We start from the raw sequence: 24,298 nt of genomic DNA, 5'->3' as shown, positions 1-24,298 counted from the left end.
CACGAGACCGAAAGAGATCAAACCGATGATCAAGAGCTTTCCCGCCGCGGTACGGCCACTGCGCCGCCGAACGCTGCTGACGGCCGCCCTCGCCTCGGGTCTCGGACTGGCCGCCGCCGGATCCGCCGCCGCATCGTCCGCCGCACCGCTTGCCGCGCACCGTCGGTTCACCGGTGGCTACCTCCTGCCCGCGCCGACCGGCCGGGACTGCCTCGGCACCGTCGCGCTGCACCTGCGGGACACCACGCGCACCGACCCGTGGGTGCCCGCCCATCCGTTGCGCGAGATCATGGTCCAGATCTGGTACCCGGCCCGCAGCACCCGGGGTCACCTGCCCGCGCCCTGGCTGTCAGCCGGAGCGGTGCCGCATTTCGCGGAGGCCTTCGGCTTTCCCGCCGACCAGATCCGCGCCACCGCCACGCACGGCCGGGTCGGCGCGCCGGTCGCCCGGAAGGCCGGCGGTCACCCGGTCGTGCTGTACTCGCCCGGTCTCGGCGGCGACCGGGGTACCAGTACCGTCCTCGCCGAGGATCTGGCAAGTCACGGGTACATCGTCGTGACCGTCGATCACACCCATGACGCCTCGGAGGTCGAGTTCCCCGACGGGCGCGTCGAGGTCGCCGCCCTCCCGCCGGAGCTCGACGACGAGGTCATCGGCCGGGTCGCCGACGTTCGCACGGCCGACATCCGGTTCGTCCTCGATCAGCTGGCCGTGCTGAACGCCGGCGGCAATCCCGACGCCGGCCGCCGGCGGCTGCCCGAGGGTCTGCGCGGCGCGTTCGACCTGGACCGGGCCGGCATGTTCGGCCACTCCCTGGGCGGCAGCACCGCCGCCGCCTCGATGCACGGTGACCGGCGGCTGAAGGCCGGCGTCAATCTCGACGGCACCCTGGTCGGCGACTCCGCGGTCGCCGGCTCCGACCGGCCGTTCCTGCTGCTCAGCAGCGACCACGGCGCCGGCGTAGAAGACCCCACCTGGAACACGTTCTGGGCCGCTCAGCGCGGCTGGAAACGTGAGCTGAAGCTGCTCGGCGCGGTGCACGGCTCGTTCAACGACGGCGTCGTCTTCTATCCGCAGGCCGCCGCGGCGATCGGTCTCACCCCGGAGCAGCTGGCCGAGATGGTCGGCACTCTCGAGCCGCACCGCTCCGTCACCGTCCAGCGCTCCTACCTGCGCGCCTTCTTCGACCAGCATCTGCGGCGGCGGGACGGCGGTCTGCTGCGCGCCCCGCATCCGCGGTACCCCGAGATCGAATTCGTCCGGTGACGCGAGACGGCTGCGGCGTCCCCACCGGACGCCGCAGCGTTCGCCGAGCCGGTCAGGTGGTCGGCCGGCGCGGTTGGGTCAGGTCCCTGACCGGCTCGGAAGGTGCTGTGGGAAGCAGCCCCGGATTGTCATCGCGGCGCCGTCGGGACCGAGTTCACGGTCAGCCGGTGTTCGGGAGCGGTCGTTCCCGGCTCTCAGAGTGCGTCGAGGAAGGCGCCGAGCCGGTTGCGGGTCTGCGGGGTCACGTCCACGAACAGCAGCCGTACGTCGCCCGGCTCGTCACCGCCGCCGCCGACCTGGCAGCCGATGTCCACCGGCCCGTCCGGGAGCAGGAACTCGACGTTGACGCGCCCGCCCCGGGTCAGCTCCTCGGCCAGGGTGATCAGCGCGTCGTCGCCGACCTCGTCCAGATCGACGACGACGTGCGCCCCGCCGACCGACAGGTTCATGGTCCGGCCGGGGAACAGGTGACCCGACGGCAGCACCACCACGACCGGCACGTGCACCGCGACCCGCTCGGAGCGGCGGCGCTCGATGCCGCCGGCGGTCTCGTCCACCCGCAGGTACACACCCGGGATGCTGTTGACGGGCTGCGGCACGACCGTGCCCTCGATGCTGAAACCCCGGCCGTTCTGTGTCCACAGCAGGGTGGCGTCGACGCCGACCATGGCGAAACTGGTGAGTCCCAGGCGCAGCGTGCCGTCGGTCTCCCGGGTCACCCGGCAGGTCTGGGCCGGGCCTCCGCCGATCGAGACGGTGACCGCCGGAACGGCCCACGGCTGTGGTTTCTCAGAGGTGCTGACCATGATCGTCGGATCCTTCGGTACGGGGCCTGTTCCCACTCGGAACGTTATCGGCACCCCGGTGCCGCGTATGTGGGATCACCGCGACAGCCCGGCCAGCTTGTCGCGGACCTCGGCGGCCTCGGCGTGCCCCAGGTCGTCGAGGATCCGCAGCGCCTGCCGCCAGCAGTCCCGGGCGGCCGGGACGTCGTCCGCCGCCCGGTGGGTGTCGCCCATGTGGTTCAGGACCAGGGACTCGTGGTAGCGGTCCGACTTCTCGACATAGAGCGTCAGGGCCTCCCGGTACGCGACCAGAGCCTGCTCGTGGTCACCGAGGTGGTGGTACACGTACCCCAGGGTGTCCCAGGTGTCGGCCTGGCGGACACGCTGGCCGGCCGCTTCGAACAGGGCCAGCGCCTGCCGGCACGGGTCCAGCGCCGCCCGGGGCTCACCCAGCTGGATCAGGTACCAGCCGACCGTGTTGAGTGCGTCGGCCTCACCCATCGGGTTCTGCGCCGAGCGGGACAGGGCCAGTGCCTGCCGGGCGTGGTGCAGGGCCGCGCCGAAGTCCCGCCGCCGGTCGGCCATCCACCCCAGGTTCAGATGTGTGGACGCCGCACTGGTCAGGTCGCCGATCCGCTCGTACAGGGCCAGGGCCCGCCGGTAGCACGGCATCGCCTTCTCGAAGTCGCCCAGCCGGGCGTACGCGATGCCGAGGTTGCGGTCGGCGTTCGTCTCCCGCCGGATGTCGCCGAGCCGCCGGGCCGCCTCCAGCGCGATCCGCTGCGTCTCCACCCACTCCTGCCAGTGCCCGCTGCGCTGGAGATAGTCGGCGATCGCCCAGCCCAGCCACCACGCCCGGTCGTCCATGCCGGCGTCGGCCGCTTCCTCGGGTACGGCCACGTGTGCCGCCGTGACCTGGGCGGCCACCACGTTCTGCCGTTCCGTCGCCAACCAGTCCGCCGCCGCCGCGAGGCTGTCGAACGCGGCCGGCGCGACCGGCGGATCACCGAGGTCGACGGGCACCCGGGTGGGATCGGTGATCCGCCCGGCGCCCAGGGTGCGCGACAGGTAGTGGTCGAGGAGCCGGCCCGTCGCGGCCCGCCGGTCGTCCGGGGTGTCCACGGCGTCGGCCACCTCCAGCGCATAGACGCGCAGCAAATCGTGCATGGTGTACCGGCCGTTCGGCTCCTCTTCCACCAGGCTGCCCCGGACCAGCTCGGCGAGCGGAGCGCGCACCTGCTCGACGGTGCACCCGGCCAGGCTCGCGGCGGCACCCACCCCGATGTCGGTGCCGATATGGGCGCCCAGCAGACGGAACAGCCGGGCCGCCGCGGGAGTCAGTACGCCGTACGACCAGGAGAAGACCGTCCGGACGTCGATCGTCGTCTCGTCGCTGCCCAGGGCGTCCAGCCGGTCCTGCTCCGCGTGCAGATGCTTGACGAAGGAGGAGAGCGGGAGTTCCGCCTGCATCGCACGGGCGGTCACGATCGCCAGCGCCAGCGGCAGATACCCGCAGAGGCGCCCGATCTCAGTCGCGGCATCCGGCTCGGCCGCGAGCCGGCCGGTACCGAGACGACGGCTCATCAGCTCGTGCGCGTCCTCCGGGCTGAGCGCCTCCAGGCCGACCGAGATGCCGCCCTCCACCGCGACCAGGCCGGTCAGCCTGTTGCGGCTGGTCACCACAGCGACCGATCCGGCGCTGCCGGGCAGCAACGGCCGTACGTGCTCGGCGTCGCGGGCGTTGTCCAGCACGATCAGCACCCGGCGGGTGGCCAGCAGACTCCGGTAGAGGTTGACCTGCCCGTCCTCGTTCTGCGGGATCTGCCGGGGGGATACGCCGAGCGACTCCAGGAAGGTCCGCATCGCCCGGTGCGCCGGCACGACCTGCCCGGTGGGATGGAATCCGCGCAGGTTCACGAACAGCTGGCCGTCCGGGAAGCGTTCACGCACCGAGTGCCCCCAGTGCACGGCGAGCGCGGTCTTCCCGGTGCCGGGGCCGCCGGAGATCGCCGCGATCGTCGTGGCCGGCTGCCCGGCACCGGAGCCGGCGACCAGCCGGTTCAGGCTCCGCAGCGCGGGGGAGCGCCCGGTCAGGAACGGTGTCGCCGGGGGCAGCTCGGCCGGGGTCACGGTCACCGGTTGCGGCGTCTTCCGTGCCGGTGCCGGCTCGCCGGGCAGCTCCTGGCGCAGCACCCCCAGGTGGGCGTCGGTCAGCTGCGGCCCCGGCTCGACCCCCAGCTCCTGGACGATGCGCGCGCGGACCGCAGCGAAATGCTGTAGCGCCTCGGCCTGCCGACCGGAACCGGCGAGCGCCAGCACCACCCGCGCGTGCAGCCCTTCGTGCAGGGGTTCGGCGCGGCTCAACGGGTCGAGCCGGCGCATCGCCGCGTCGTACCGCCGCAGCTCGATCGCCACATCGGCGAACGCCAGCGTCGCGACGATCCGCTGCTGGGCCGCCGCCACCGCGGCGGGATGCCGGCCGATCTCCGGATCGACCGGTCCGCGCCAGCACTGCAGCGCCCGCTCGTAGCCGTCGTAGGCGTCCTCGCGCCCGCCGGCGGCCCGCCGTACCAGGTCCTCGAACCGGGCGAGATCGATCCGGTCGCGGTCCAGGGCCAGCCGGTAGCCGTCCGGCCCGGTGACGATGACCGAGGAACCCGACCGGGACTCCCGGGCCGGCTCCAGGCTCTTGCGGAGGGCGCCGATGTACACGTGGATCAGGTTCACGTGGGTGGCCGGCGGGCGCCCGCCCCACAGTGCCTCGACGATCTCGGCCGTGCGTACCAGCTGTCCGGGATGCAACGCGAGCAGCCCGAGCAGCCGCCGCTGCATCGGCGACGGGATCGGCACCTCACGCCCGTCGTCGTGGACGGTCAGCGGCCCCAGCACCGCGACGTGGAGCCCGGCCCGGCGCGCCCGCGGCCCCGGCCCGGCGCTGCCGAGATCGGTCAGGCCCACCGCAGACGCCAGCCGCCGCAGCGTCTGTGCCCGGGGCAGCCCACCGGCGCCGCGTTCCAGATTGCGCACCGAACGCACGCTGACACCCGCCCGTAGCGCCAGATCCTCCTGCGTCAATCGCAGCCGGACGCGCTGAGTCCGCAGGATCTCACCGCTCGTCTGCGGATGGCCGCCGTCGTTCTGGGTCACGGTGCTCCCGTTCAGATGTCCCCGTCGCCGCCACCGATGCGACAGCCCGGCCGAGATTTTGCCGGTTCTCTTGCCGCCGACGCCAACTGGCCGGCATTTTCCCAGCTCAGAGTGATTTGTGGAGGCGCATCGAGGTACAGCCGATTTTAAGTCCGGCACCGGATGGATGCCGATAGCGTGGATGTATCGCTGGCGGTCGGTGACGCGGGGGCTCACCGGCCGCGGCGAGTGGACTCAGTCGCCGGCGCCGGGCAGCGGACGCCCCCTCCGGCCCGCAGGACCGTCGCCCCAGACCCCGGTCCGCGGGCCGGGTTCCCCTGCACGGCGCCGGCACTGATTTTTCGGCCGGTGCCCGGACCGTCGTCACCTGGTGCGGGGACGATCGGCACGACGGCCTTCAGCGCCGGCGTCCGCCCGCCGTACCGTGATGATTGTTTCGGAGGCGGCGAGCCGGGCATAGCATGCGGTCTGCGGCCGGCGCGAAGCGCCGGTGAGCCGGCGTCAAGAAGCGGCGCGGTCCCGGACCGGAGACATCGCGGTCCTGCAGCGACCCGTAACTCCCGCCCCGCACCCGGCCTCGTGCGGCGGCATGTCGGAAGGACACCTTCCATGACGCACCCGCAGACCACCGAGCACATCGACGCGTACGCCGAACTCGCGCGGATCGACTTCAGCCGGACGGATGTCACGACGGCCCTGGCCAGGGTGGCGGACGTGGCCCGGCGGGGCATCCCGGGAGCCGATGACGTCTCGGTTCTTCTGGTCGGATCCGAAGGGGTGCACACCGCCGCCTTCACCGGACCACCGTCCATGATCGTCGACGAGTGGCAGTACCACCGGGGCCACGGCCCCTGTCTGACCGCGGCCGCCGCCTCCCTCACGGTGAGCGTGCCGGACATCGCCGAGGACGGCCGGTGGCCGGACTGGGCCGACCACGCCGTCGACGCCGGGATGCACAGCTCGGTGTCCGTCGGACTGCCGCTGCGCGCATCGGTCAGCGGCGCTCTCAACCTGTACGCCCGCACGCCGCACGCCTTCGACGAGGACGCGGTCATGCTGGCCGAGACGTTCGCCGGGTACGCCGCGGTAGCCCTGGCCGACGCGTACCTCTACGACGGGCCCACCGACGTCGTGCACCCCCGTACCCGGTCCCCGCTGACGTTCGCCCGGTTCATGGAGATGCCGGCCGCGCCGACGGCGCGGTGGGTGTGATCGGCCACCCGCCCGGGTCAATCTCCCGGGCGGGCCCGCGGGGATCGGCGTCGCCGCGCGGTGGGTGGCGGCCGCCCGGCGTAGGGTGGCAGGTAGATCTGCCAATATGCGGACGGTGCTCTCTCGGTGGGATGCCGGTTCTCGTGATGCCGGATCCGAATTCGCGTGGTCGCTCCCCGGCAGGATCGGAGGTTCCGTGTTGGTGACAGGTCGGTGTGTTTGCGAGTGCGGGGCTGGCCGTGGTCGTGGTGCCTAGCGAAGGACGGCGGTCGCGGGTGGATCGGCTGGTGGTGGCGCACGGCCCGGACGTGGACGAGTTGTGCCGGGCGTGTGTGGCCCACTTCCCCGACATCCGCGGTGTGGGTGTCGCGGTGATGGCCGGCGCCACGCAGCAGGTCCGCTACACCACGGACACCGTCAGCGAGCGCGTGGAGAACCTCCAGCTGCTGCTCGGTGAGGGCCCGTGCCGGGACGCCTTCGACACGGGGAGCCCGGTGCTGGCCGATGATCTGCTGGCCCGGGCCTGGCGCGACCGGTGGCCGATGTTCGCCGGGGCGGCGGTGCAGGCGGGGACGCGGGCGGTGTTCGCGCTGCCGTTGCGTGCCGGCGCGCTGGGGGTCGGCGTGCTGGACCTGTATCGCGACAGTCCGGGCCTGCTGGCCGGTCAGGACCTGGCCGATGCGCTGGACTTCGCCGACGCGGTCACCGACCTGCTGCTGGCCGAGGCCCTGTCGGACGAGGACCGCAACGGTGACCACGGCGGTGGTGCCGGCAGCTACCTGGTCCAGCAGGCGGTGGTGCACCAGGCCACCGGCATGATCAGTGTGCAGCTGGAGACGGGACTCGAGGAGGCGTACGCCCGGCTCCGCGCGTACGCGTTCGCCGTGGCCCGCACCCTGGAGGCGGTGGCCGATGACGTGGTGGCCCGCCGGTTGCGCTTCGACCAGCTCGACGACGATCCGGGCAGTGGTGCCGGTGACAGGGATGGGACGAGGTGAGCATGTCGCGGGAACAGGCGATTGCCGAGGCGTTCGTGGAGTTGTCCGACACGCTGGTCGCCGACATCGACGTGGTGGAGTTCGTGCGCCTGCTCACCAGGCGCAGCGTCCAACTGCTGGATGTCGAGCTGGCCGGCGTGATGGTGGCGGACCTGCACGGGGTCCTGCGGTTGACGGCGGCGTCCTCGGAGTACCGCCGGCTGCTGGAGCTGTTCGAGAACGACGTGGCGCCGTGCGTGGACAGTTTCGTCACCGGTGAGATGGTGGCCGTGCCCGACCTGGACGCGGACGGCGGGCGGTGGCCGCAGTTCACCCGGCAGGCCCGCGTCGCCGGGTTCCGCGCGGTGTACGCGCTACCGATGCGGCTGCGCGGCGAGGTCATCGGGGTACTCGCCCTGCTCCGCGGGCAGGCCGGGCCGCTCCGCGACGGCGACGTCCGGCTGGGCCAGGCGCTGGCCAACGTGACCACGGTCGGTCTTCTCCAGCACCGCACGTTGGCTCAGCGCCGGGTTCTGGGTGAGCAGCTGCGGCACGTGCTGAACAGCAGGGTGCTCATCGAGCAGGCCAAGGGGGTCCTCGCTGAACGCCTGGGCCTCGACATCGACGGCGCTCTGGACGAGCTGTCGCGGCTGGGTGAACGCGTCGGCCGGCCGCTCGCCGACATCGCCCGCGCCGTCGTGGACGGCGACCCCGCCACCGCCCGCTCCGACGCCGACCCGAAAACGGATCTCGTGGTGCTCGTCCGGGGCTTCGATCTCGACACTCTCGACGTGCTCCACGACGTGGTGGACCGCCGGCTGCTCGCCGCCGGACTGGCCGAACCGGTGCGGCACCGGCTGGTACGCGCCATCCATGGAGCGGCGGTCGCCGCCGTGGGGCGCGGCGGTTCCGGTCGGCTGTGGCTGTGGTCGCGCGCCGGCAGCCTGTGGTGCGAGGTCGGCAACGCCGGTCGTGGTGGGCCGGTGGACGTCACCGTGCCGGCTGTCGCCGCCAGGGGCCCGGGAAGTGGTGACGGCCTGTGGGTGAGCGACCAGATCGACGACGACCTCGTGATCCTCACCGACCCCACCGACGGCACCCGGCTGTTGCGCTACCGGCTGCCGGCGCCGGTACCGCCCGAACACGGATAGGGCGCTGTGCCGCGACAGCGGGCACCCGGGTCCATCGCCAGGCCCACCTCGCGGCCCATGCTGCCACGTGCCGGCGGGACACCGGAGGGGCCGCGACGAGAAAGGCATGTCATGCCGACTGCAGAGGACCGGCCGACTCCCGAACCGTCGGCGCGGGCTGCGCTGGCGGGCGCCCTCGTGGCACTGGCCGCAACCGCGGACGACGCCTCGATCGTCGACGTCCACCTGGCGCGGGTCGCCCGGCTGGCGGCCGACACGGTGGCCCCCGTCGACTACGCGTCGATCACGGCGTGGCGTGGCAAGGGCTACACCACCGTGGCCGCCAGCAGCGACCTGGCGCGGGCGGTCGACCAGGCGCAGTACGCCGACGACGCCGGGCCGTGTCTGCATTCGCTCGAGGTGGCCACGCCGGTCGGGGTCCCCGACATCGCGGCGACCATGTCCTGGCCGGGGTTCCACCGGGCGGCCCACGATCTGGGCCTGCACGTCTCACTGTCGATACCGCTGTTCGCCGGCAGCGGCGCACCGGTCGCCGTACTCAATCTCTACGGGCGCGACGCCACCGGCCTGGCTCCGCTGATCGGCGGTGTCCGCAACCTCTACGCCGGGCAGCCGCCACCGTCCGGCGACGGGCCGGACGGCATGGACCCCGGTGCCCGGCAGCTCCTCGCCGGGCTGGTGCGGGCCTTCACGGTGCGCGACACCATCCAGTGCGCCTTCGGGGTGCTCATGGCACGTGACCATTGCACCGCCGCTGAGGCCTATCGGCGGCTACGGCTCCGGGCCGCCGAGGCCGGTGACTCGCTGGCCGACATGGCGGCCGCCCTGCTCGACAGCGCGGCCAGACCACGCTCGCACCCGGAGAACTGACGGACCGTCCGCCGCCGGCTACAGCTGTTCGCTCCGGTCGGTGGCGGCGACCAGGGCGGTTGCCACGTCGTGGAGTTTGCGGTTGCTGACCTGCGACATCCTGCTCAACAGGGCGAAGGCCTCGTCGGCCGTGCAGCGCTCCTGGGCCATCAGGATGCCTTTGGCCTGTTCGATCACCGCACGGAACTCCATCGCCGCCTGCATGTGCTGCGCCAGTGTCGCCGTCGCGTCGTACAGATGGGCGTTGGCCAGCGCGACCGCGGCGTATCCGGAGAACGTCTGTGCGAGGACGACCGCTTCGTCGTCGAATGCCTCGGCCTTGATGGCGTACAGGTTCAGTGCTCCGGTGACGTTCTCGTGCACCGGCAGGCCGACCGACAGCGAGCTGCGGACCCCCGCGTCGAGGGCTGCGGGAATGTAGTGCGGCCAGCGGCGCTCGCTCGTCAGGTCGGGCACCGACACGGTGGACGCGGAGACGGCGGCGTCGATGCAGGGGCCGCCGGCCTCTTCGTACTGCCGCTCGTCCATGGCCTGGGCCAGCTCGCCGGTGAAGGCCGCGGTGTGTGCGGTCCTCCCGCGGATCAGAGTGACCGACGCCTCGTCCACGCCGGCGATGGTGCGCCTGGCGAGGGTCGCCACCTGCCGGAGAACACCGTCGAGGTCGGTCTCGTTGAGGTTGATCCGGCCGAGTTCGGCGAACGCGTGGGTCGGCTCGAGGGGCGGCTGTTCGGACATGAGCATTCATCCTCTGCAACGGCGCAGCAGTCATGATCCGTCAGGACGAGCTGACACGCAGGTCACTGTAGGCTCCCCGGGACCGGGAAGCCGGGACCTGCGCCGCTTCTTTGACGCTGGGCTCGTCGACGCCGTTCGATACGCCGACCACAGGCCTCCAGTCTAGCCACCCGGAGTGGGCGTCACCGTTCTCTCCACAGCCGGGGTTAGGCACATCGCGGCGGAAGGTCGGCGTAACGCTGGCGCCCGGCGCGAAGTCGGGACTAGCCTCGTTCGTGGGTCAAACCGTGTGCCCATCGTTGTCCGCGATGACAGAGGTGAGGCCATGGAAGTTGAGCAGTTGTACCGGCTTCGGCTGGGACACGTCGGCTTGCACGGGCGCCCCTTCCGCGAGGGTGGGTCCGCGGTGATCACCGATGACAGCGGCACGACCGTTCTCACCGTCTCGCGAGGCGCGGAGTCCGGGCACGGCGAGGGCGCGCCGGCTGTGCCGTGGACGGTCGTGGCGGTCGACGGTGATGTCGATCAGGACACCGCACCGCTGTTGCGGGACGTGCTGACCCAGGCGTTCGGCGACCGGGAGAGCGGCCGGGAGACGGTGTGCTGCGACCTGACACGCGTCACCTTCTTCGGTGCCGCCGCCGCGAATCTGGTCCTGCGGATGCACCTGGACGCCGTCGCCGCCGAGCAGTGTCTCGTGCTCCGCGGTGCCACCGTCATGACCGACCGGGTGCTGGCGATCGTCGATCCCGACCGGATCCTCGTGCGGTCGTGACGGCCGGCCCGGCGGCTCACCGGGGGTCGTCGAATCCCTCGTCGGCGCGTTCGCGGCGCAGATGTGCCTCGGCGCGGCGGGCCTGTTCCCCGGTCTCGGTGGCCAGGCCCTGGTACATGGCCCGCACCTGGTCGTACGGACGGCCGGGTGGCAGCAGCGGGATGGCCGGGTCGACGACCGTCTCGATCACCGTCGGCCGGTCGGCGGCCAGTGCGAGTTCCCACGCGCCGTCGACCTGATCCGGGTCGTCGACACGCACCCCGCGCAGGCCGAGCAGTTCGGCGTACCGGGCGTACGGCACGTCGGGCAGATCCTGGGAGGTCGCGAACCGCGGCTCACCCTCGGCCTCGCGTTGTTCCCAGCTCACCTCGGCGAGATCACGGTTGTCGAGGACGCAGATCACGAACCGCGGATCGGCCCAGTCACGCCAGCGGGCGGCCACCGTGACGAGCTCGGCCAGCCCGGTCATCTGCATCGCGCCGTCACCGGTGAGCACGACGACCGGGCGCTGTGGTGCCGCCAGCTTCGCGGCCAGACCGTACGGCAGCCCGCACCCCATGGAGGCCAGGGTGCTCGACAGGTGCGCCGGGGCGCCGGGCGGCAGGCGCAGGTGCCGCGCGTACCAGTAGACGACCGAGCCGACGTCGACGGCGACCTGCGCGTCGGCGGGCAGCCGGCCGGACAGCGCCCGGACGACGTGTTGCGGGTTGAGCGGTTCGGCGGCCGCGGCGGCACGGGCCGCCGCGATGCGGTGCCAGCGCCGCACCGATTCCTCGATCTGCCCGGCCCAGGCGCCGCGCGGCCGGGCCGGTATGAGTGCGAGCAGTTCCCGCAGCGTCTCGGCGGCATCGCCGAGGAGCGGGACCTCGATCGGATAGCGTACGCCGAGCCGCCGGCCGTCGATGTCGATCTGCACCGCCCGGGCCTGTCCCGGCCTGGGGTAGAACTCGGTCCACGGGTCGTTGGTGCCGATCAGCAGCAGCGTGTCGCAGTCGCGCATCAGCTCCTCGCTGGCGGTGGTCCCCAGGTGCCCCATGACGCCGGTGTGGCGGGGCAGCGTCTCGTCGAGGACCGGTTTGCCGAGCAGGGACGCGGTGACGCCGGCCCCGAGGCGCTCGGCCAGTTCGAGGATCTCCGGCCGCGCCCCGTACGCGCCCTGTCCGACCATGATCGCCACCCGTTGCCCGGAGGCGAGCACCTCGGCCGCCTCCCGCAGGTCCTCCGGCCGGGGCACGATCCGGGCCGGACGCAGCCCGGGGCTGGTCACCATCACGCCGTGTTCGTGCGCCTCCGGGTCGGGCGCCGGTGCCGACTGCACGTCGTGCGGCAGGATCACGCAGGTGGGGCCGCGGGTCGTCAGGGCGGTCCGGAAGGCGCGGTCCAGCAGCATCGGAACCTGCTCGGCAGTGTGCGCGACCTGGACGAACTCGGCGCACACGTCGGCGAACAGCCGGACCAGGTCGATCTCCTGCTGGTAGGCGCTGCCCAGCACCGTGGACATCTGCTGGCCGACGATCGCCACCACCGGCTGGGAGTCGAGTTTCGCGTCGTAGAGGCCGTTGAGCAGGTGGACCGCGCCGGGGCCCTGGGTGGACAGGCAGACTCCGGGGCCACCGGTGTACTTGGCGTGCCCGACCGCCATGAAGGCCGCCGCCTCCTCGTGCCTGGCCTGTACGAACGCCGGCTTCCCGGACCGCCGCAAGGCCCCGATCACACCGTCGATGCCGTCCCCGGAATATCCGAAGACCCGGTCGGTGCCCCAGGCCAGCAGGCGTTGCACCACCAGGTCCGACACTGTCCGCTCGGTCATCGCCGTCCCTTCTCGTCGACGCCACCGTGACTACCCGCCCCGCTGCCACTGAACCGCTGATCGCCGGGCGACCCCGTCTTCCGCTGCGAACGTAACCACGGTTACTGTGTCCGGGTGGATCGTGTCCAGGACACCGGGCAGTGGGTGCTGCTGTCGTACCGGATCCCCCGGGAACCGTCGCAGCCGCGCATCGCGGTGTGGCGCAAGCTGGAGCGCCTCGGCGTGGCCCGGCTGGGTGACGGCCTGATCGCCCTGCCCGCCGGCGACCGGACCCGTGAGCAGCTCGACTGGGTCGCCGAGGAGGTCGTCGACAACGGCGGCACCGCGATGATCTGGATCGCCTCGCCGGGTGACCTCGCGCAGGAACAGGCCGTCGTCGACGGCATGCGCACGGCCCGCGCCGCCGAGTACCGGGCGGTGATCGAGCAGGCCGCGACGGTCCCCGCGGACGAGGCCGAAGGCACCCGCCTGGTCCGCAGACTGCGCGGCGAGCTGCGCCGGATCACCGACCGCGACTACTTCCCCCCGCCCGAGCGCGAGACCGCACGGATCGCGGTGCAGGACCTCGCCGAACGGCACATCACCGTGGGGGAGCGGGCATGAGGTGGGCGACCCGGGCCGGAGTCCACATCGACCGCGCCGCGTGCGCGTGGCTGATCCGGACGCACATCGACCCGGACGCGGAGTTCCTCTTCGTCGACGACCGCACCGCGGTGCCCGCCGACGCGACCCCGTTCGACATGCGCGGTGCCGAGCTCGGCCACCACCGGGGTGACTGCTCGTTCGAGACGATCCTGCGGCGGTACGAGTTGCACGACCCGGTGCTGTGGAAGATCGCCGAGATCGTGCACGAGGCGGATCTGGCCGACGAGCGCTACGACGCACCGGAAGGCCCCGGCTTCGACGTGATCCTGCGCGGCCTGTCGATGACCTGTGACGACGAGCGGGTCATCGCGCTGAGCGGCCCGCTCTTCGACGGCCTCTACGAATACCAGCGCCGCACGGTGCTGCTGAACCGCACGCCCGGCTGACACCGCAGCTCTCCAGGAGACCCACCGTGACGACCACCGAGCCCGATCACCCCGCGCCGCCCGCCGTCGTGTCCGGCGATGTCGTTCCCTTCAACCAGGCGGTACGAGCCTGGTTCGCCATCTCCCTGCAGACCTTCGGCGGCCCGGCCGGGCAGATCGCCGTCATGCAGCGGCACCTGGTCGACGAACGCCGCTGGATCGGGCAGAAGCGGTTCCTGCACGCGCTGAACTACTGCATGCTGCTGCCCGGCCCGGAGGCCCAGCAACTGGCCATCTACGTCGGCTGGCTGCTCAACGGCCTCCGCGGCGGCCTGGTCGCCGGCACCCTCTTCGTGCTGCCCGGCGTGGTCGCGCTGCTCGCGCTGTCGGCGGTCTACGTCGGATTCGGAGACACCACCGTGGTCACGGCGCTGTTCGCCGGGCTCGCCCCGGCGGTGGTCGCGGTGGTCGTGCAGGCGGTGTGGCGGGTCGCCGGGCGGGCACTGTCGCACCGCACCCTGGTCGCCTTCGCGGTGCTCGCGTTCCTGTCGCTGGCGGTGTTCGCCGTGCCGTTCCCGGTGGTCGTGGCGCTCGCCGCGCTGGCCGGCTGGGCCCTGCACCGCCTGCGTCCCGGTCTGGTCGAGTCGTCCGGCGGCCACGGTGCCGCCAAGGACGGCCCCGAGCCGCTGGTCTCCGACGACGTCCTGCACCACGACCAGCCGTCCGGCCGGCGGACCGCGACGATCCTGGCGATCGGGCTGGCCGCCTGGTTCATCCCGGTGGCGCTGTTCGCCGTGTTCACCGGCACGGACAGCGTCTACACCCAGCAGGGCCTGTTCTTCTCCGGCACCGCGGTGGTCACCTTCGGTGGCGCCTACGCGGTACTCGCGTTCGTGGCCCAGCGCGCCGTCGAGCACTACGCGTGGCTGTCCGCCGGCGACATGGTCCGCGGTCTCGCGCTCGCCGAATCCACCCCCGGGCCGCTGATCATGGTGGTGCAGTTCGTGGCGTTCCTCGGCGCCTACGGCAACCCCGGCAGTCTGGACCCGTGGGTGGCCGGCGTCGCCGCGTCGCTGTTGACCACGTGGGTGACGTTCGTGCCGTGTTTCCTGTTCATCCTGCTCGGCGCGCCGTACGTGGAGCGGCTGCGCGGCAACCGGTCGCTGTCGGCGGCACTGACCGGCATCACCGCGGCGGTCGTCGGGGTGATCGCGAACCTGGGTCTCTACTTCGCCGTGCACACCCTGTTCAGCGCGGTGCACGAGGTCGATGCGGGGCCGGTGCACATGACGCTGCCCGACCTCGGCGCGGTGCGGCCCGTACCCCTGGCCATCGCCGTCATCGCGGCGGTGCTGATCTTCTGGCGTAGATGGTCGGTGCTGCGGGTGCTCGGCGTCAGTGCCGGGCTGGGCCTGATCGCCGGGCTGGCCGGCCTTCCCGGAGTGTGACGCCGGTCCCCGCGGCGATCACCGGGTGCTGACGGTGAGGTCGGCCGGCGGGTCGTGCGGACCGTTCCCGCCGGCCAGGAAACCGAAGGTGGTGGAACCACCGGCCGGCAGCGCACCGTTGTAGGCCGCGTTCGACACGGTCACGCGCGTACCGCTCTGGGTGTGCGAACCGTTCCAGACCTGGTTGACGACCTGTCCGTTCGGGAAGGTCCAGGACACCGTCCAGCCGGTGATCGGTGCCGCGCCGGCGGTCACCCGTACCTCCGCCTGAAGGCCCCCGGACCACGAACCCGTGACGGTGTAGACCGCCGTGGCGCCCGTGCCGGACGACGGTGACGGGCCCGGATCCGAGGAAGCCGGCACGCTCGGGCTCGGCGACGTGCCCGGTCGTGCCGCCCGGTAGGTGTGCCCGGCCCGGACGGTGAACTGGACGACGTCCGTCTCCGGCCGGGTGGTCCCCGGTGTGCTGCCGTCGGTGAGGTCGCCGAGCGTATGGGCGGTGGTGAACAGCGCCGCGCGTACCTTCAGGGTGCCGTCGCGGTCGGCCCGGATGAGGAACTCGTCGGCCCGGCCGCCGGTCCACGCCATGGCCACCGTGTAGCCGCCGCGGCCGCGCAGGCCCGAGACCCGCCCGGCGGGCCACGCGGACGGCAGTGCGGGCAGCAGATGCAGCTCGTCGTGGTGGCTCTGCAGCAGCATCTCGGCGATCCCGGAGGTGGCGCCGAAGTTGCCGTCGATCTGGAACGGCGGGTGCAGGTCGAACATGTTCGGTGCCATCCGGTCGGTACGGACCAGGTCGCGGTACAGCTTGTGGGCGCGGGTGCCGTCCTCCAGCCGGGCCCAGTAGTTGATCTTCCAGGCGAGTGACCAGCCGGTACCGTCGTCACCGCGCAACTCCAGCGTCCGGCGCGCGGCCTCGTGCAGCTGCGGGGTGCCGCGCCTGGTGATCTGGTTGCTCGGGTGCAGGCCGTACAGGTGCGAGACGTGCCGGTGATTACGCTCGGGTTCGATCCAGTCGGCGAGCCACTCCTGGATGTTGCCGCGGGAGCCCACGCGCATCGGCGCCAGCCTGTCGCGGGCCGCGCGGACCCGGGTACGGAACGGGGCGTCCAGGTCGAGCACCTCGCCGGCCCGGGTGACGGCGTCGAAGAGGTCGCGCAGGATCTGGTTGTCCATGGTCGGCCCGGCACAGACGCTGACATCGGTGTGGTGCGGCAGCTCCGGCGAGTTCGACGGGTTCGTCACCAGGTAGCCACGGGCCGGGTCGGCGACCAGTGTGTCCAGGAAGAACTGCGCGGCACCCTTGAGGGCCGCGTAGTTGGCCCGCAGGAACTCCACGTCCCCGGTGAACCGGTAGTGGTCCCAGATCAGGGTGGCCAGCCACGCGCCACCGGTCTGCCACATGCCCCACACCGCGCCGTCGACGACCGAGGAGCCGCGCCACGCGTCGGTGTTGTGGTGGGTGACCCAGCCACCGGCGCCGTACTGCACCTGGGCGGTGCGGGCGCCGGTGACCGTCAGGTCCTTGATCATGTCGAAGACCGGGAGGAAGCACTCGGACAGGTTCGTGGTGTCGGCCAGCCAGTAGTTCATCGGCAGGTTGGCGTTGATCGTGTATTTGGAATCCCACTGCGGCGCCATCGAGTCGTTCCAGATGCCCTGGAGATTGGCCGGCTGCGTGCCGGGCCGGGACGACGAGATCAACAGGTACCGGCCGAACTGGAACAGCAGGGCGGCGAACTGCGGGTCGTTCTGCTCGGCGTGCCGCGCGATCCGGACGTCGGTCGTCTGGTCGGCCGCGGCGGTCCGGCCGAGATCGATCGAGACCCGGTTGAACAACGCCTGGTAATCGGCCAGATGACGGCTGCGCAGCTGATCGTGGGGGAGGGCCCGGGCAGCGGCCAGCCGGGTGCGGGCGATGCCCTGGTAGTCGCCGTTGACGGTGCGGAAGTCGACGTAGCTGGACCCGATCGAGATCAGCAGTGTCACGCTGGTGGCGCCGGACACCCGCAGGGTGCCACCGGAGCTGGTGACACTACCGCCGGTGGTGACCGCCTGCGCCAGGGCGAGGAACCGGACCGAGCCGGTGATGCCCTCCATGCTCCCGGAGATGCCGTCCAGACCGATGGTGGTGCCGTCGGGGCTGGAGACCGTGGTGCGCTGCGGGCTGTCGAAGGTCGCGGTGAAGGTGATCGCATTGGCCCGGTCCGCGGTCAGCCGCACCACGATGACCTGGTCCGGCGCGCTGGCGAACACCTCACGCTGGAAACGCACGCCGCCCGACACGTAGGACACCGACGCGGTGGCGGTGGTCAGGTCCAGGACCCGGCTGTACTGCGAGGCCGCGCCGGTGGCCGGCAACGTGAGCTTGAGATTGCCGACGGTCTGATACGCCAACTGCCCCACCGGCTTGCCGAGCATCGCCTGGTTGATCAGGTTCTGCGCCTGGCTCCACTGGTCGGCGAAGACCAGCCGCCGGATGTCGGCGAGCGAGGCGGCACCCCGGGAGTTGCTGGAGTCGTACGGGCCACCGGCCCACACCGTGTCCTCGTTGAGCTGCAACCGCTCGGTGTCGGTGTTGCCGAACACCATGGCGCCGAGCCGGCCGTTGCCGATCGGCAGCGCACGCAGCCACTCGGTGCCGGCCGGCCTGTCGTACCGGAGCCTGAGATCGTCGGCGACCGCGGCGGCCCCGGCGGGCGCGGAGGCCGATCCGGTCGGCCACCCCAGCGGCAGCAGGGTCGCGCCGGCCCCGGCGGCGCCCGCCGACAGGAGGTGGCGTCTGGAAACTCTGCTCATCGTGAACTCCCGGGGATACGGAGCCGGAGACGGTGGCGGACTCGCCCTCGCGGCGCGTGGCGGGCCCGGGGAAGAGCCGCCGCATATGCCGCTTCATCGATGTTAGCTTTCACAGCGCTTTCGTCAATAAGGAGCGGTGAGTCGTCATTATTTCTCCAGAAGAATGCGAAAAGAGCCTTCCGAAAAAGGGTTATGAAAAGCCGTTACTCCTGTACGGGAGCTGCTTTAACGCATTGATGCCGACGTTTGACGTGCGGCTGCGTGAGCGTTAACTTCACGCCCTCCCGGCCGGACGTCCCCCGCGCTCGAGTCGCGCCGTCCGCCGTACCCCCGTGGAAAGGACTCCGCATGAATCGCAAGCTGCGCGTCGCGCTGGCGGCCGTGGTGGGGCCCCTCGTCGTCCTGTCGCTGCTCCTCCTGGCGCGGCCCGCCTCGGCCGCGGCGCTCACCCAGGTCACCGGGTTCGGCGCGAACCCGACAAACCTCCGGATGTTCACGTACGTCCCGGACCGTGTCGCGTCCCGGCCCGCCCTGCTGGTGCTGGTGCACTACTGCGGCGGCTCGGCCTCCGCGGTGGCCGGCTGGAACGGCAAGGACTACCTGACGGCGGCCGACCGGTACGGCTACGTCGTCGTGCTGCCCGAGGCGACCCGTACCGAGAAGTGCTTCGACGTGTCCAGCCCGGCCGCGCTACGGCGCAACGGCGGCGGCGACTCCACCGGCATCATGTCGATGGTCGGCTGGGCCCGGTCGCGCTACAACGTCGACCCGGCACGCATCGTGGTCAGCGGATTCTCGTCCGGCGCCATGATGACCAACGTGCTGGCCGCCCAGTACCCCGACGTGTTCAAGGCCGCGTCGGCGTTCTCCGGCGTGCCGGCGGGCTGCTTCGCCACCACCAACGGCTCGCTGTGGAACAGCCAGTGCTCCGGAGGCACCCTCATCAGGAGTGCACAGCAGTGGGGCGACACCGCCCGGGCGATGTACCCCGGATACGCCGGTCCCTACCCGCGGATCCAGCTGTGGCACGGTGACCGGGACACGACCCTCGCCTACCCGAACTTCGGCGAGGAGATCAAGCAGTGGACCAACCTGCACGGTCTGTCCACCACCCCGGCGTTCACCGACCGACCGCAGCCGTCGTGGACCAGGAACCGGTACGGCTCGACGGGTACCCAGGCCACGATCGAGGGAGTCGGCATCGCCGGTGTGGGGCACGACCTTCCCCAGGCGGGTCAGCTCGCGTACGCCATCTCGTTCCTCGGCCTGGACGGCGGCACGCCCTCCACCCCGCCCAGCACCAGCCCGCCGGCGCGGACCGATGTGATGATCACCGGAGCCGGATCGGGCCGCTGCCTCGACGTCGTCGGCGCCGCGACCGTCAACGGCGCCGGCACCCAGCTGTACGACTGCCACGGCAACACCAACCAGCGGTGGACCCACACGACGTCGAAGCAACTGACCGTCTACGGCAACAAGTGCCTGGACGCCTCCGGGCGGGGCACCGCCAACGGCACCGCGGTGATCGTCTACGACTGCAGTGGCCAGTCCCATCAGCAGTGGGACGTCAACGCCGACGGCACGATCACCGGCGTCCAGTCCGGCCTCTGCCTGGACACGTCCGGCAGCGGCACCGCGAACGGCACGAGGATCAACCTGTGGTCGTGCTCGGGTAGCGCCGGCCAGCGGTGGAGCCTGCGCGGGTGACGTCCGTCCGGCGCCCGGCCTTCGGCACCGGATCGCGTGCCGAAGGCCCGCGGCGTCAGACGGCCGCCCGCGGCAGCTCGTCGCGGAGCACGCTCAGCCGTACGATGCCGGGCTCGTCGTCGATGACGTCGGCGATCTGGTCGCCGGACGCGTAGGTGTCGTTGGACAGCGCCCCGGTGCCGTCGACGCGGAGATATCCGGCGCTCATGAGCATCTCGGCGATCCCGGCCGCGGTGTCCGGGCGGACGTCCGTGCCGGGCTGCTGCACGGCGCTCACCCGGCCGGCGTCGTCGCCCGCGGAGTCCACGACGACCATGCCGACATCGACCCGGGCGACGAGCGAGGTCTCGGTGGGTGTGGCGGTCCCGAACTGATCGATTGGCTGCATGCCACCTTGATTTCCCCCCTCGGACCGCACCAAACGGCGGCCGGGCGGTCCCGGTCCCCGGACATCCGCGCCGGGTGGGGCCGGAATCCGGTCAGTCGTCCGATCCCGTGCCGTCGAAGGACAACGCCATGAGCGCCACGTCGTCATCGAGGCGTTCGAGGGTGCCGAGGAGCCCGGTCAGCGCCTCGACGGCCACCGGGGCGGAGGTGGGCGTCAGCTGGGCGAGGAATGTCCGTAGGGCCTCTTCGCCGTAGCGGTCCGTGCCGGGGCCGGTACGTGCCTCGGGCAGACCGTCGCTGTAGAGGAGCAACGTATCGCCGGCGGCCACGGAGAAGGTCCGCGTCGCGATGTTCGGTTTCCGGAGGCTGCCGATGAGAGTGCCACCGGTGGTGGGCTGGGCCTCGACGGTGCCGTCGGCACGCAGCAGCATGGGTGCGGGATGGCCGCCGCCGGCGATGGTCACCGAGTAGCCGGAGGCGGTGGGGGTGAGGATGCCGAAGACGACCGTGCAATGGCGGTGCGACCGGCTGTGATAGCCCTGGTAGAGGACGCTGTTGAGATGGGCGAGCACGGCCGCCGGCTCGGGCTCGTATGCCGCGGCGGTGCGCAGGGTGTAGCGGGCGGCCGCGGTGGTGGCGGCGGCGACGGGGCCTTTGCCGCACACGTCGCCGAGGAAGAACCCCCACCGGCCCCCGTCGAGAGGGAACAGGTCGTAGAAGTCTCCGCCGATCCGGTCGGTGGAGGCCATGTGGTAGTAGGCGCCGACCTGCATGCGCGGTGGTGTCGGCAACGGATCGGGAAGCAGGCTGTGTTGCAGCTCGGCGACCAGTTCCCGCAGGCGTTCGCGTTCGGCTTCGGCCTGCTTGCTGGCGTACAGGAGCTCCCGCTCGTAGGCGCGGCGTTCGCGGGCGTCGAAGATGGTGGTGCGGATCAGCAGGGGCTGGCCGTCACCGCCGGTCTTGACCGTGGAGGTGACCAGCACCGGCATCCGGGAGCCGTCCGCGCATCGCAGATCGAGGGCGATGCCGTTGATCTCGCCGCGCATCTGGAGCAGCGGGGCGAAGTGGGTCTCGTGGTACAGCCGGCCGCCGACGGTGAGCAGGTCACTGAAGCGCTTACGTCCGACGACTTCGTCCCGGGTGTACCCGAGCCAGTCGAGCAGCGTCACATTGATCTTGGCGATCGTGCCGTCCAGCAGCGTCGAGAGATTGCCGCACGGTGCGGTGTCGTAAAGATCGTCGATGTCGTCCTCCAGCATGGCAGGAAACGCCGACTCGGGCACCGGCTCACAGCGCGGTCCGGTGCGCGGAGACGGCTCGCTCACCGGCACTCGGCCACGAACGACGTGATGGCCTGCGCGGTGGCCTGCGGTGCGCTCAGCTGAGGGCAGTGCCCGATGGCGTCCAGGGTGACCAGGCGGCTGCCCGGTATGTGAGCGCTGACGTAGGCGCCCACCTCGGGTGGCGCGATCGCGTCGACCGCCGACTGGAGCACCAGCGTGGGCACGCGCACCCGGGGCAGGTCGGCGCGCTGATCCGACAGGAAGGTGACCCTCGCGAACGCCTTCGCGATGGTCGGGTCGGTACGGCAGAAACTGTCCGTCAGCTCCTGGCCCAGTTCCGGTCGATCGGGGTTCCCCATGATCACCGGCGCCATGGCGGCGGACCATCCCAGATAGTTGCTGTCCAGCGATTCCAGCAACTCGTCGATGTCGTCGTGGGTGAATCCGCCCCGGTAGTCGCCCTCGTCGATGTAACACGGTGAGGGAGTGAGCAGGACCAGGCCGGCGAAGCGGTCGGGCTCCTCGGCGACGGCGAGAACTCCGATCATCGCGCTGACCGAGTGCCCGACGAAGATCACGTCACGCAGGTCCAGATCCCGGCAGATCTCCAGGACGTCCCGGGCGTAGCCGTCGAGACTCGCATACCTCGCCGGGTCCCATGCCGTCAGATCGGACCGGCCCGCCCCGACATGGTCGAACAGGAGCAACCGCGACTGCTCACCGAGCTTCGCGGTGACCTGCCGCCACATGTTCTGGTCGCACCCGAATCCGTGCGAGAGCATCACCACCGGGCCGTGGTCACGGCCTGTGAACGTGATGTTGCTCCGAACTCGAACGTCCATGCCCGTATCCTCGCATTCCCGGCGGCGGACACGGAACGACCGTTGATCACACCGTCAGCGCCGCCCACGACCCTGCCAGACGGTGAGGCGATACGCATGCCCACCTCGGCGTGCACCCCCCAGCCGCCGATGTGGAACATCCCCCGGCCAGCCCGGTACGCGGACTGGAGGGGCTTTTACCCCGCCGTGGTGCCGGTAACCGCGGTCTCGCGGACATGTGACGGCTCACCGACAGGGTAGGGTTCGGGCCGCGGCCGCATGTGTGGTTGTCAGAGGGAGCCCGATGATCGAGGTCAGCGCCATCGATCGCCTACGCCTCGGTGATCACGCGTGTGTGGTCTTCGACGACGACGCGACCCGGCTGCGGAGCCTCGCCACGTACATCCGGGCCGGCCTGCGGGAGCGACACCGGATCCTGTATTTCGGTGGCGGCGCGGAAGAGATCGAGGCGGAACTCGCGGCGCAGGGCACCGACGCCCGGCGGGCAATCGCCGACGGGCACCTGCGGATGTCGGCACCGGAGGACTCCTATCTCGCGTCGGGGTCGTTCGACCCGCAGGCGACCGTCGACGGGTGGCGGTACGAGTCCGACCGTGCGCGTGACGCCGGATACACCGGACTGCGCGCCGTCGGGGACATGTCGTGGGCGAGCCGGCCACTACCCGGCGCCGACCGGCTGACCTGGTATGAGGCCCAGGTGAACCGGGTGTTCGCCGACGGGTTCGCCATGGCGATCTGCCTCTATGACCGAAGGTTGTTCACCGACGCCGCACTGCGCGGGATCTGCGAGTCGCACCCGGCCACCGTCGCCGCCGGCTCGGACCCGCGGACCGTCCCGCTGCTGAGGGCCGTACGCACCGTGGACCCTCCGGGCATCCGCCTGGAAGGCGAGGCGGACCTGTCGAACCGCGGCGCGTTGCAGACCCTGATGGATCACCTGAGAGAGGACAGCCCGGACCGGTCACAGCCGCTGGTGGTGGACCTCTCCGGCCTACGGTTCCTCGACGGCGCCGCGGCGCGCACGCTGAGCACGGCGGCCGCTGCCGGACTGCCCCCGATGACCGTGGTCGGCGCCTCCCCGTCGATGCGCACCCTGCTGGCCTTCGCCGGCGAGCCGCGCACGGTAACCGCCCCATGACGTTGACCGCCGCCGCCGTCGACGCGGCGGTGCTCGACCATTCCGGCCTGCTTTACCACGACCAGCATGAATACCTGCACTTCACCACCGCGTTCGTACGGTCGGCGCTGGCCACCGGCGACGCGGTCCTCGTCGCTGTTCCCGGACCGAACCTGGCGCTGCTGCGTGACGCACTCGCCGACGTGAGCGCACAGGTCCGCTTCACGGACATGGCGGTGGCCGGCCGTAACCCCGGCCGCATCATCCCCGGCCTGCTGCTGTCCTTCAGCACCGAACATGCCGCTCGCCGCATCACCGTCGTCAGCGAATCGGTGTGGCCCGGCCGCTGCCCCGTCGAATATCCGGCCTGCGCCATGCACGAGGCGCTGATCAACCCGGTCTTCCGGATGAGGAACGCGGCGATGCTGTGCCCCTACGACGCGGCGAACCTGGACTCCGGCCGGTTGCACGACGCCTGGCGCACCCATCCCGCCGTGACCGAGCGCGGCGACCGGCGACCCAGTCCCCGATACGGTGACCCGTTCCTCACCGCGGCAGCCGTCAACCTGCCGCTGCCGCCCGTGCCGTCCACCGCGGCCGGCCTGAGCTACGCCGGCATGTCCAGTCTCACCCGGGTACGCCGGTTCGTCACCGCCCACGCCACCGCCGGCGGACTCGGCGACGTGGCGATCGACGATCTGGTCATCGCGGTGAACGAACTGGTCGACAACACCATCGAACACACCGACGGCGGCGGCCGCGTCAGCATCTGGACCGAGCCCGGCCGGCTGATCTGCCAGGTGAGCGACAGCGGTGTGCTGACCGATCCGCTGGCCGGCCGGATCCCACCCCCGGGCGACGCCGAGGGCGGCCGTGGCCTGCTCCTCGCCCACCAGCTGTGCGATCTCGTGCGGATCCACACCGCCGCGGAGGGCACCAGCGTCCGGTTGCACGCGAACCTCCCGTAGCCGGCGGC

The 24,298-nt window shown here is 71.5% G+C and carries 20 protein-coding genes; 12 read left to right on the top strand and 8 right to left on the bottom strand.

What is annotated here, in order from left to right:
* Nucleotides 1-25 precede the first annotated feature (25 nt).
* Nucleotides 26-1,267, top strand: coding sequence for an alpha/beta hydrolase family protein (locus tag BC793_RS13890; RefSeq protein WP_109592903.1), 1,242 nt, complete (start codon nt 26-28; stop codon nt 1,265-1,267).
* Nucleotides 1,268-1,461: 194 nt separating this feature from the next.
* Here the strand turns inward: BC793_RS13890 and BC793_RS13885 are convergent, their stop codons facing one another.
* Nucleotides 1,462-2,073: a PilZ domain-containing protein gene (locus BC793_RS13885; protein WP_109592902.1), complete on the bottom strand. Its 612-nt coding sequence runs from the start codon at nt 2,071-2,073 to the stop codon at nt 1,462-1,464.
* Nucleotides 2,074-2,148: 75 nt separating this feature from the next.
* A complete protein-coding gene (locus BC793_RS13880; protein WP_158319246.1) occupies nt 2,149-5,199 on the bottom strand; it encodes a tetratricopeptide repeat protein in 3,051 nt (1,016 codons plus the stop codon).
* Nucleotides 5,200-5,808: 609 nt separating this feature from the next.
* On the opposite strand from BC793_RS13880, the gene BC793_RS49550 reads away from it, so the two are divergent.
* From BC793_RS49550 to BC793_RS13860, 4 genes are all read left to right on the top strand, one after another.
* Nucleotides 5,809-6,411 carry a GAF domain-containing protein gene (locus tag BC793_RS49550; protein ID WP_158319245.1) on the top strand — a complete coding sequence of 201 codons (603 nt, stop codon included), beginning with the start codon at nt 5,809-5,811 and terminating at the stop codon, nt 6,409-6,411.
* A 275-nt stretch (nt 6,412-6,686) separates the two neighbouring features.
* A complete protein-coding gene (locus BC793_RS13870; protein ID WP_109592899.1) occupies nt 6,687-7,409 on the top strand; it encodes a GAF and ANTAR domain-containing protein in 723 nt (240 codons plus the stop codon).
* A gap of 2 nt (nt 7,410-7,411) precedes the next feature.
* Nucleotides 7,412-8,539 carry a GAF and ANTAR domain-containing protein gene (locus BC793_RS13865; RefSeq protein ID WP_109592898.1) on the top strand — a complete coding sequence of 376 codons (1,128 nt, stop codon included), beginning with the start codon at nt 7,412-7,414 and terminating at the stop codon, nt 8,537-8,539.
* A gap of 111 nt (nt 8,540-8,650) precedes the next feature.
* On the top strand, nt 8,651-9,409 hold the full coding sequence (locus BC793_RS13860) for an ANTAR domain-containing protein (protein WP_146246262.1): 759 nt from the start codon (nt 8,651-8,653) through the stop codon (nt 9,407-9,409).
* Nucleotides 9,410-9,427: 18 nt separating this feature from the next.
* On the opposite strand, the gene BC793_RS13855 is transcribed toward BC793_RS13860, so the two are convergent.
* Nucleotides 9,428-10,144: a GAF and ANTAR domain-containing protein gene (locus tag BC793_RS13855; RefSeq protein WP_109592896.1), complete on the bottom strand. Its 717-nt coding sequence runs from the start codon at nt 10,142-10,144 to the stop codon at nt 9,428-9,430.
* Nucleotides 10,145-10,550: 406 nt separating this feature from the next.
* Here BC793_RS13855 and BC793_RS13850 point away from each other — a divergent pair, with 406 nt between their 5' ends.
* Nucleotides 10,551-10,919 (top strand): STAS domain-containing protein, encoded by a 369-nt coding sequence (locus BC793_RS13850; RefSeq protein ID WP_158319244.1) that lies wholly within the window; start codon nt 10,551-10,553, stop codon nt 10,917-10,919.
* A gap of 16 nt (nt 10,920-10,935) precedes the next feature.
* Here BC793_RS13850 and BC793_RS13845 read toward each other — a convergent pair whose 3' ends face one another.
* Entirely contained in the window at nt 10,936-12,729 is a 1,794-nt protein-coding gene (locus BC793_RS13845; RefSeq protein WP_109592894.1) for a thiamine pyrophosphate-requiring protein, read from the bottom strand.
* 114 nt (nt 12,730-12,843) lie between these two features.
* Here BC793_RS13845 and BC793_RS13840 point away from each other — a divergent pair, with 114 nt between their 5' ends.
* The 3 genes from BC793_RS13840 to chrA are packed head-to-tail and all read left to right on the top strand — an operon-like array spanning nt 12,844 to nt 15,187.
* On the top strand, nt 12,844-13,332 hold the full coding sequence (locus BC793_RS13840; RefSeq protein WP_203896182.1) for a Chromate resistance protein ChrB: 489 nt from the start codon (nt 12,844-12,846) through the stop codon (nt 13,330-13,332).
* The gene (locus BC793_RS13835; RefSeq protein WP_109592893.1) at nt 13,329-13,760 is read left to right on the top strand and encodes a chromate resistance protein ChrB domain-containing protein; all 432 of its coding nucleotides are present in this window, start codon (nt 13,329-13,331) and stop codon (nt 13,758-13,760) included. Before BC793_RS13840 ends, BC793_RS13835 begins: the two co-directional genes overlap by 4 nt.
* Before the next feature lie 26 nt (nt 13,761-13,786).
* Complete coding sequence (gene chrA / locus BC793_RS13830) at nt 13,787-15,187, top strand: chromate efflux transporter (RefSeq protein ID WP_109592892.1); 1,401 nt, start codon at nt 13,787-13,789, stop codon at nt 15,185-15,187.
* An 18-nt stretch (nt 15,188-15,205) separates the two neighbouring features.
* On the opposite strand, the gene BC793_RS13825 is transcribed toward chrA, so the two are convergent.
* On the bottom strand, nt 15,206-17,986 hold the full coding sequence (locus tag BC793_RS13825) for a glycosyl hydrolase family 95 catalytic domain-containing protein (RefSeq protein ID WP_109592891.1): 2,781 nt from the start codon (nt 17,984-17,986) through the stop codon (nt 15,206-15,208).
* 348 nt (nt 17,987-18,334) lie between these two features.
* On the opposite strand from BC793_RS13825, the gene BC793_RS13820 reads away from it, so the two are divergent.
* On the top strand, nt 18,335-19,693 hold the full coding sequence (locus BC793_RS13820; protein WP_109592890.1) for an extracellular catalytic domain type 1 short-chain-length polyhydroxyalkanoate depolymerase: 1,359 nt from the start codon (nt 18,335-18,337) through the stop codon (nt 19,691-19,693).
* Nucleotides 19,694-19,748: 55 nt separating this feature from the next.
* Here BC793_RS13820 and BC793_RS13815 read toward each other — a convergent pair whose 3' ends face one another.
* The 3 genes from BC793_RS13815 to BC793_RS13805 form a co-directional block, all read right to left on the bottom strand.
* Nucleotides 19,749-20,081: a hypothetical protein gene (locus BC793_RS13815; RefSeq protein ID WP_239169990.1), complete on the bottom strand. Its 333-nt coding sequence runs from the start codon at nt 20,079-20,081 to the stop codon at nt 19,749-19,751.
* A 91-nt stretch (nt 20,082-20,172) separates the two neighbouring features.
* Entirely contained in the window at nt 20,173-21,405 is a 1,233-nt protein-coding gene (locus BC793_RS13810) for a PP2C family protein-serine/threonine phosphatase (RefSeq protein WP_249037379.1), read from the bottom strand.
* Nucleotides 21,402-22,205 (bottom strand): alpha/beta fold hydrolase, encoded by an 804-nt coding sequence (locus BC793_RS13805; RefSeq protein WP_109592888.1) that lies wholly within the window; start codon nt 22,203-22,205, stop codon nt 21,402-21,404. The genes BC793_RS13810 and BC793_RS13805 overlap by 4 nt, the downstream gene beginning before the upstream one ends.
* A 283-nt stretch (nt 22,206-22,488) precedes the next feature.
* Between BC793_RS13805 and BC793_RS13800 the strand changes: the two genes are divergently transcribed.
* Both BC793_RS13800 and BC793_RS13795 read left to right on the top strand, forming a co-directional pair.
* Nucleotides 22,489-23,343: an MEDS domain-containing protein gene (locus tag BC793_RS13800; RefSeq protein WP_109592887.1), complete on the top strand. Its 855-nt coding sequence runs from the start codon at nt 22,489-22,491 to the stop codon at nt 23,341-23,343.
* Entirely contained in the window at nt 23,340-24,290 is a 951-nt protein-coding gene (locus BC793_RS13795) for a sensor histidine kinase (RefSeq protein WP_109592886.1), read from the top strand. Before BC793_RS13800 ends, BC793_RS13795 begins: the two co-directional genes overlap by 4 nt.
* The last annotated feature ends 8 nt before the right edge of the window (nt 24,291-24,298 follow it).

Origin of the sequence: Actinoplanes xinjiangensis (genome assembly GCF_003148685.1) — a bacterium.
Classification (GTDB): domain Bacteria; phylum Actinomycetota; class Actinomycetes; order Mycobacteriales; family Micromonosporaceae; genus Actinoplanes; species Actinoplanes xinjiangensis.
Note: the sequence above shows the minus strand (reverse complement) of the source record. Positions and strands in the feature narration are given on the sequence as shown.

What these genes read in the sequence shown, in the direction of transcription:
- BC793_RS13890 (WP_109592903.1), top strand. Translation starts at nt 26, where the DNA reads ATGATCAAGAGCTTTCCCGCCGCGGTACGGCCACTGCGCCGCCGAACG.
- BC793_RS13885 (WP_109592902.1), bottom strand. Translation starts at nt 2,073, where the DNA reads ATGGTCAGCACCTCTGAGAAACCACAGCCGTGGGCCGTTCCGGCGGTC.
- BC793_RS49550 (WP_158319245.1), top strand. Translation starts at nt 5,809, where the DNA reads ATGACGCACCCGCAGACCACCGAGCACATCGACGCGTACGCCGAACTC.
- BC793_RS13865 (WP_109592898.1), top strand. Translation starts at nt 7,412, where the DNA reads ATGTCGCGGGAACAGGCGATTGCCGAGGCGTTCGTGGAGTTGTCCGAC.
- BC793_RS13860 (WP_146246262.1), top strand. Translation starts at nt 8,651, where the DNA reads ATGCCGACTGCAGAGGACCGGCCGACTCCCGAACCGTCGGCGCGGGCT.
- BC793_RS13855 (WP_109592896.1), bottom strand. Translation starts at nt 10,144, where the DNA reads ATGTCCGAACAGCCGCCCCTCGAGCCGACCCACGCGTTCGCCGAACTC.
- BC793_RS13845 (WP_109592894.1), bottom strand. Translation starts at nt 12,729, where the DNA reads ATGACCGAGCGGACAGTGTCGGACCTGGTGGTGCAACGCCTGCTGGCC.
- BC793_RS13835 (WP_109592893.1), top strand. Translation starts at nt 13,329, where the DNA reads ATGAGGTGGGCGACCCGGGCCGGAGTCCACATCGACCGCGCCGCGTGC.
- BC793_RS13825 (WP_109592891.1), bottom strand. Translation starts at nt 17,986, where the DNA reads ATGAGCAGAGTTTCCAGACGCCACCTCCTGTCGGCGGGCGCCGCCGGG.
- BC793_RS13820 (WP_109592890.1), top strand. Translation starts at nt 18,335, where the DNA reads ATGAATCGCAAGCTGCGCGTCGCGCTGGCGGCCGTGGTGGGGCCCCTC.
- BC793_RS13815 (WP_239169990.1), bottom strand. Translation starts at nt 20,081, where the DNA reads ATGCAGCCAATCGATCAGTTCGGGACCGCCACACCCACCGAGACCTCG.
- BC793_RS13805 (WP_109592888.1), bottom strand. Translation starts at nt 22,205, where the DNA reads ATGGACGTTCGAGTTCGGAGCAACATCACGTTCACAGGCCGTGACCAC.
- BC793_RS13800 (WP_109592887.1), top strand. Translation starts at nt 22,489, where the DNA reads ATGATCGAGGTCAGCGCCATCGATCGCCTACGCCTCGGTGATCACGCG.
- BC793_RS13795 (WP_109592886.1), top strand. Translation starts at nt 23,340, where the DNA reads ATGACGTTGACCGCCGCCGCCGTCGACGCGGCGGTGCTCGACCATTCC.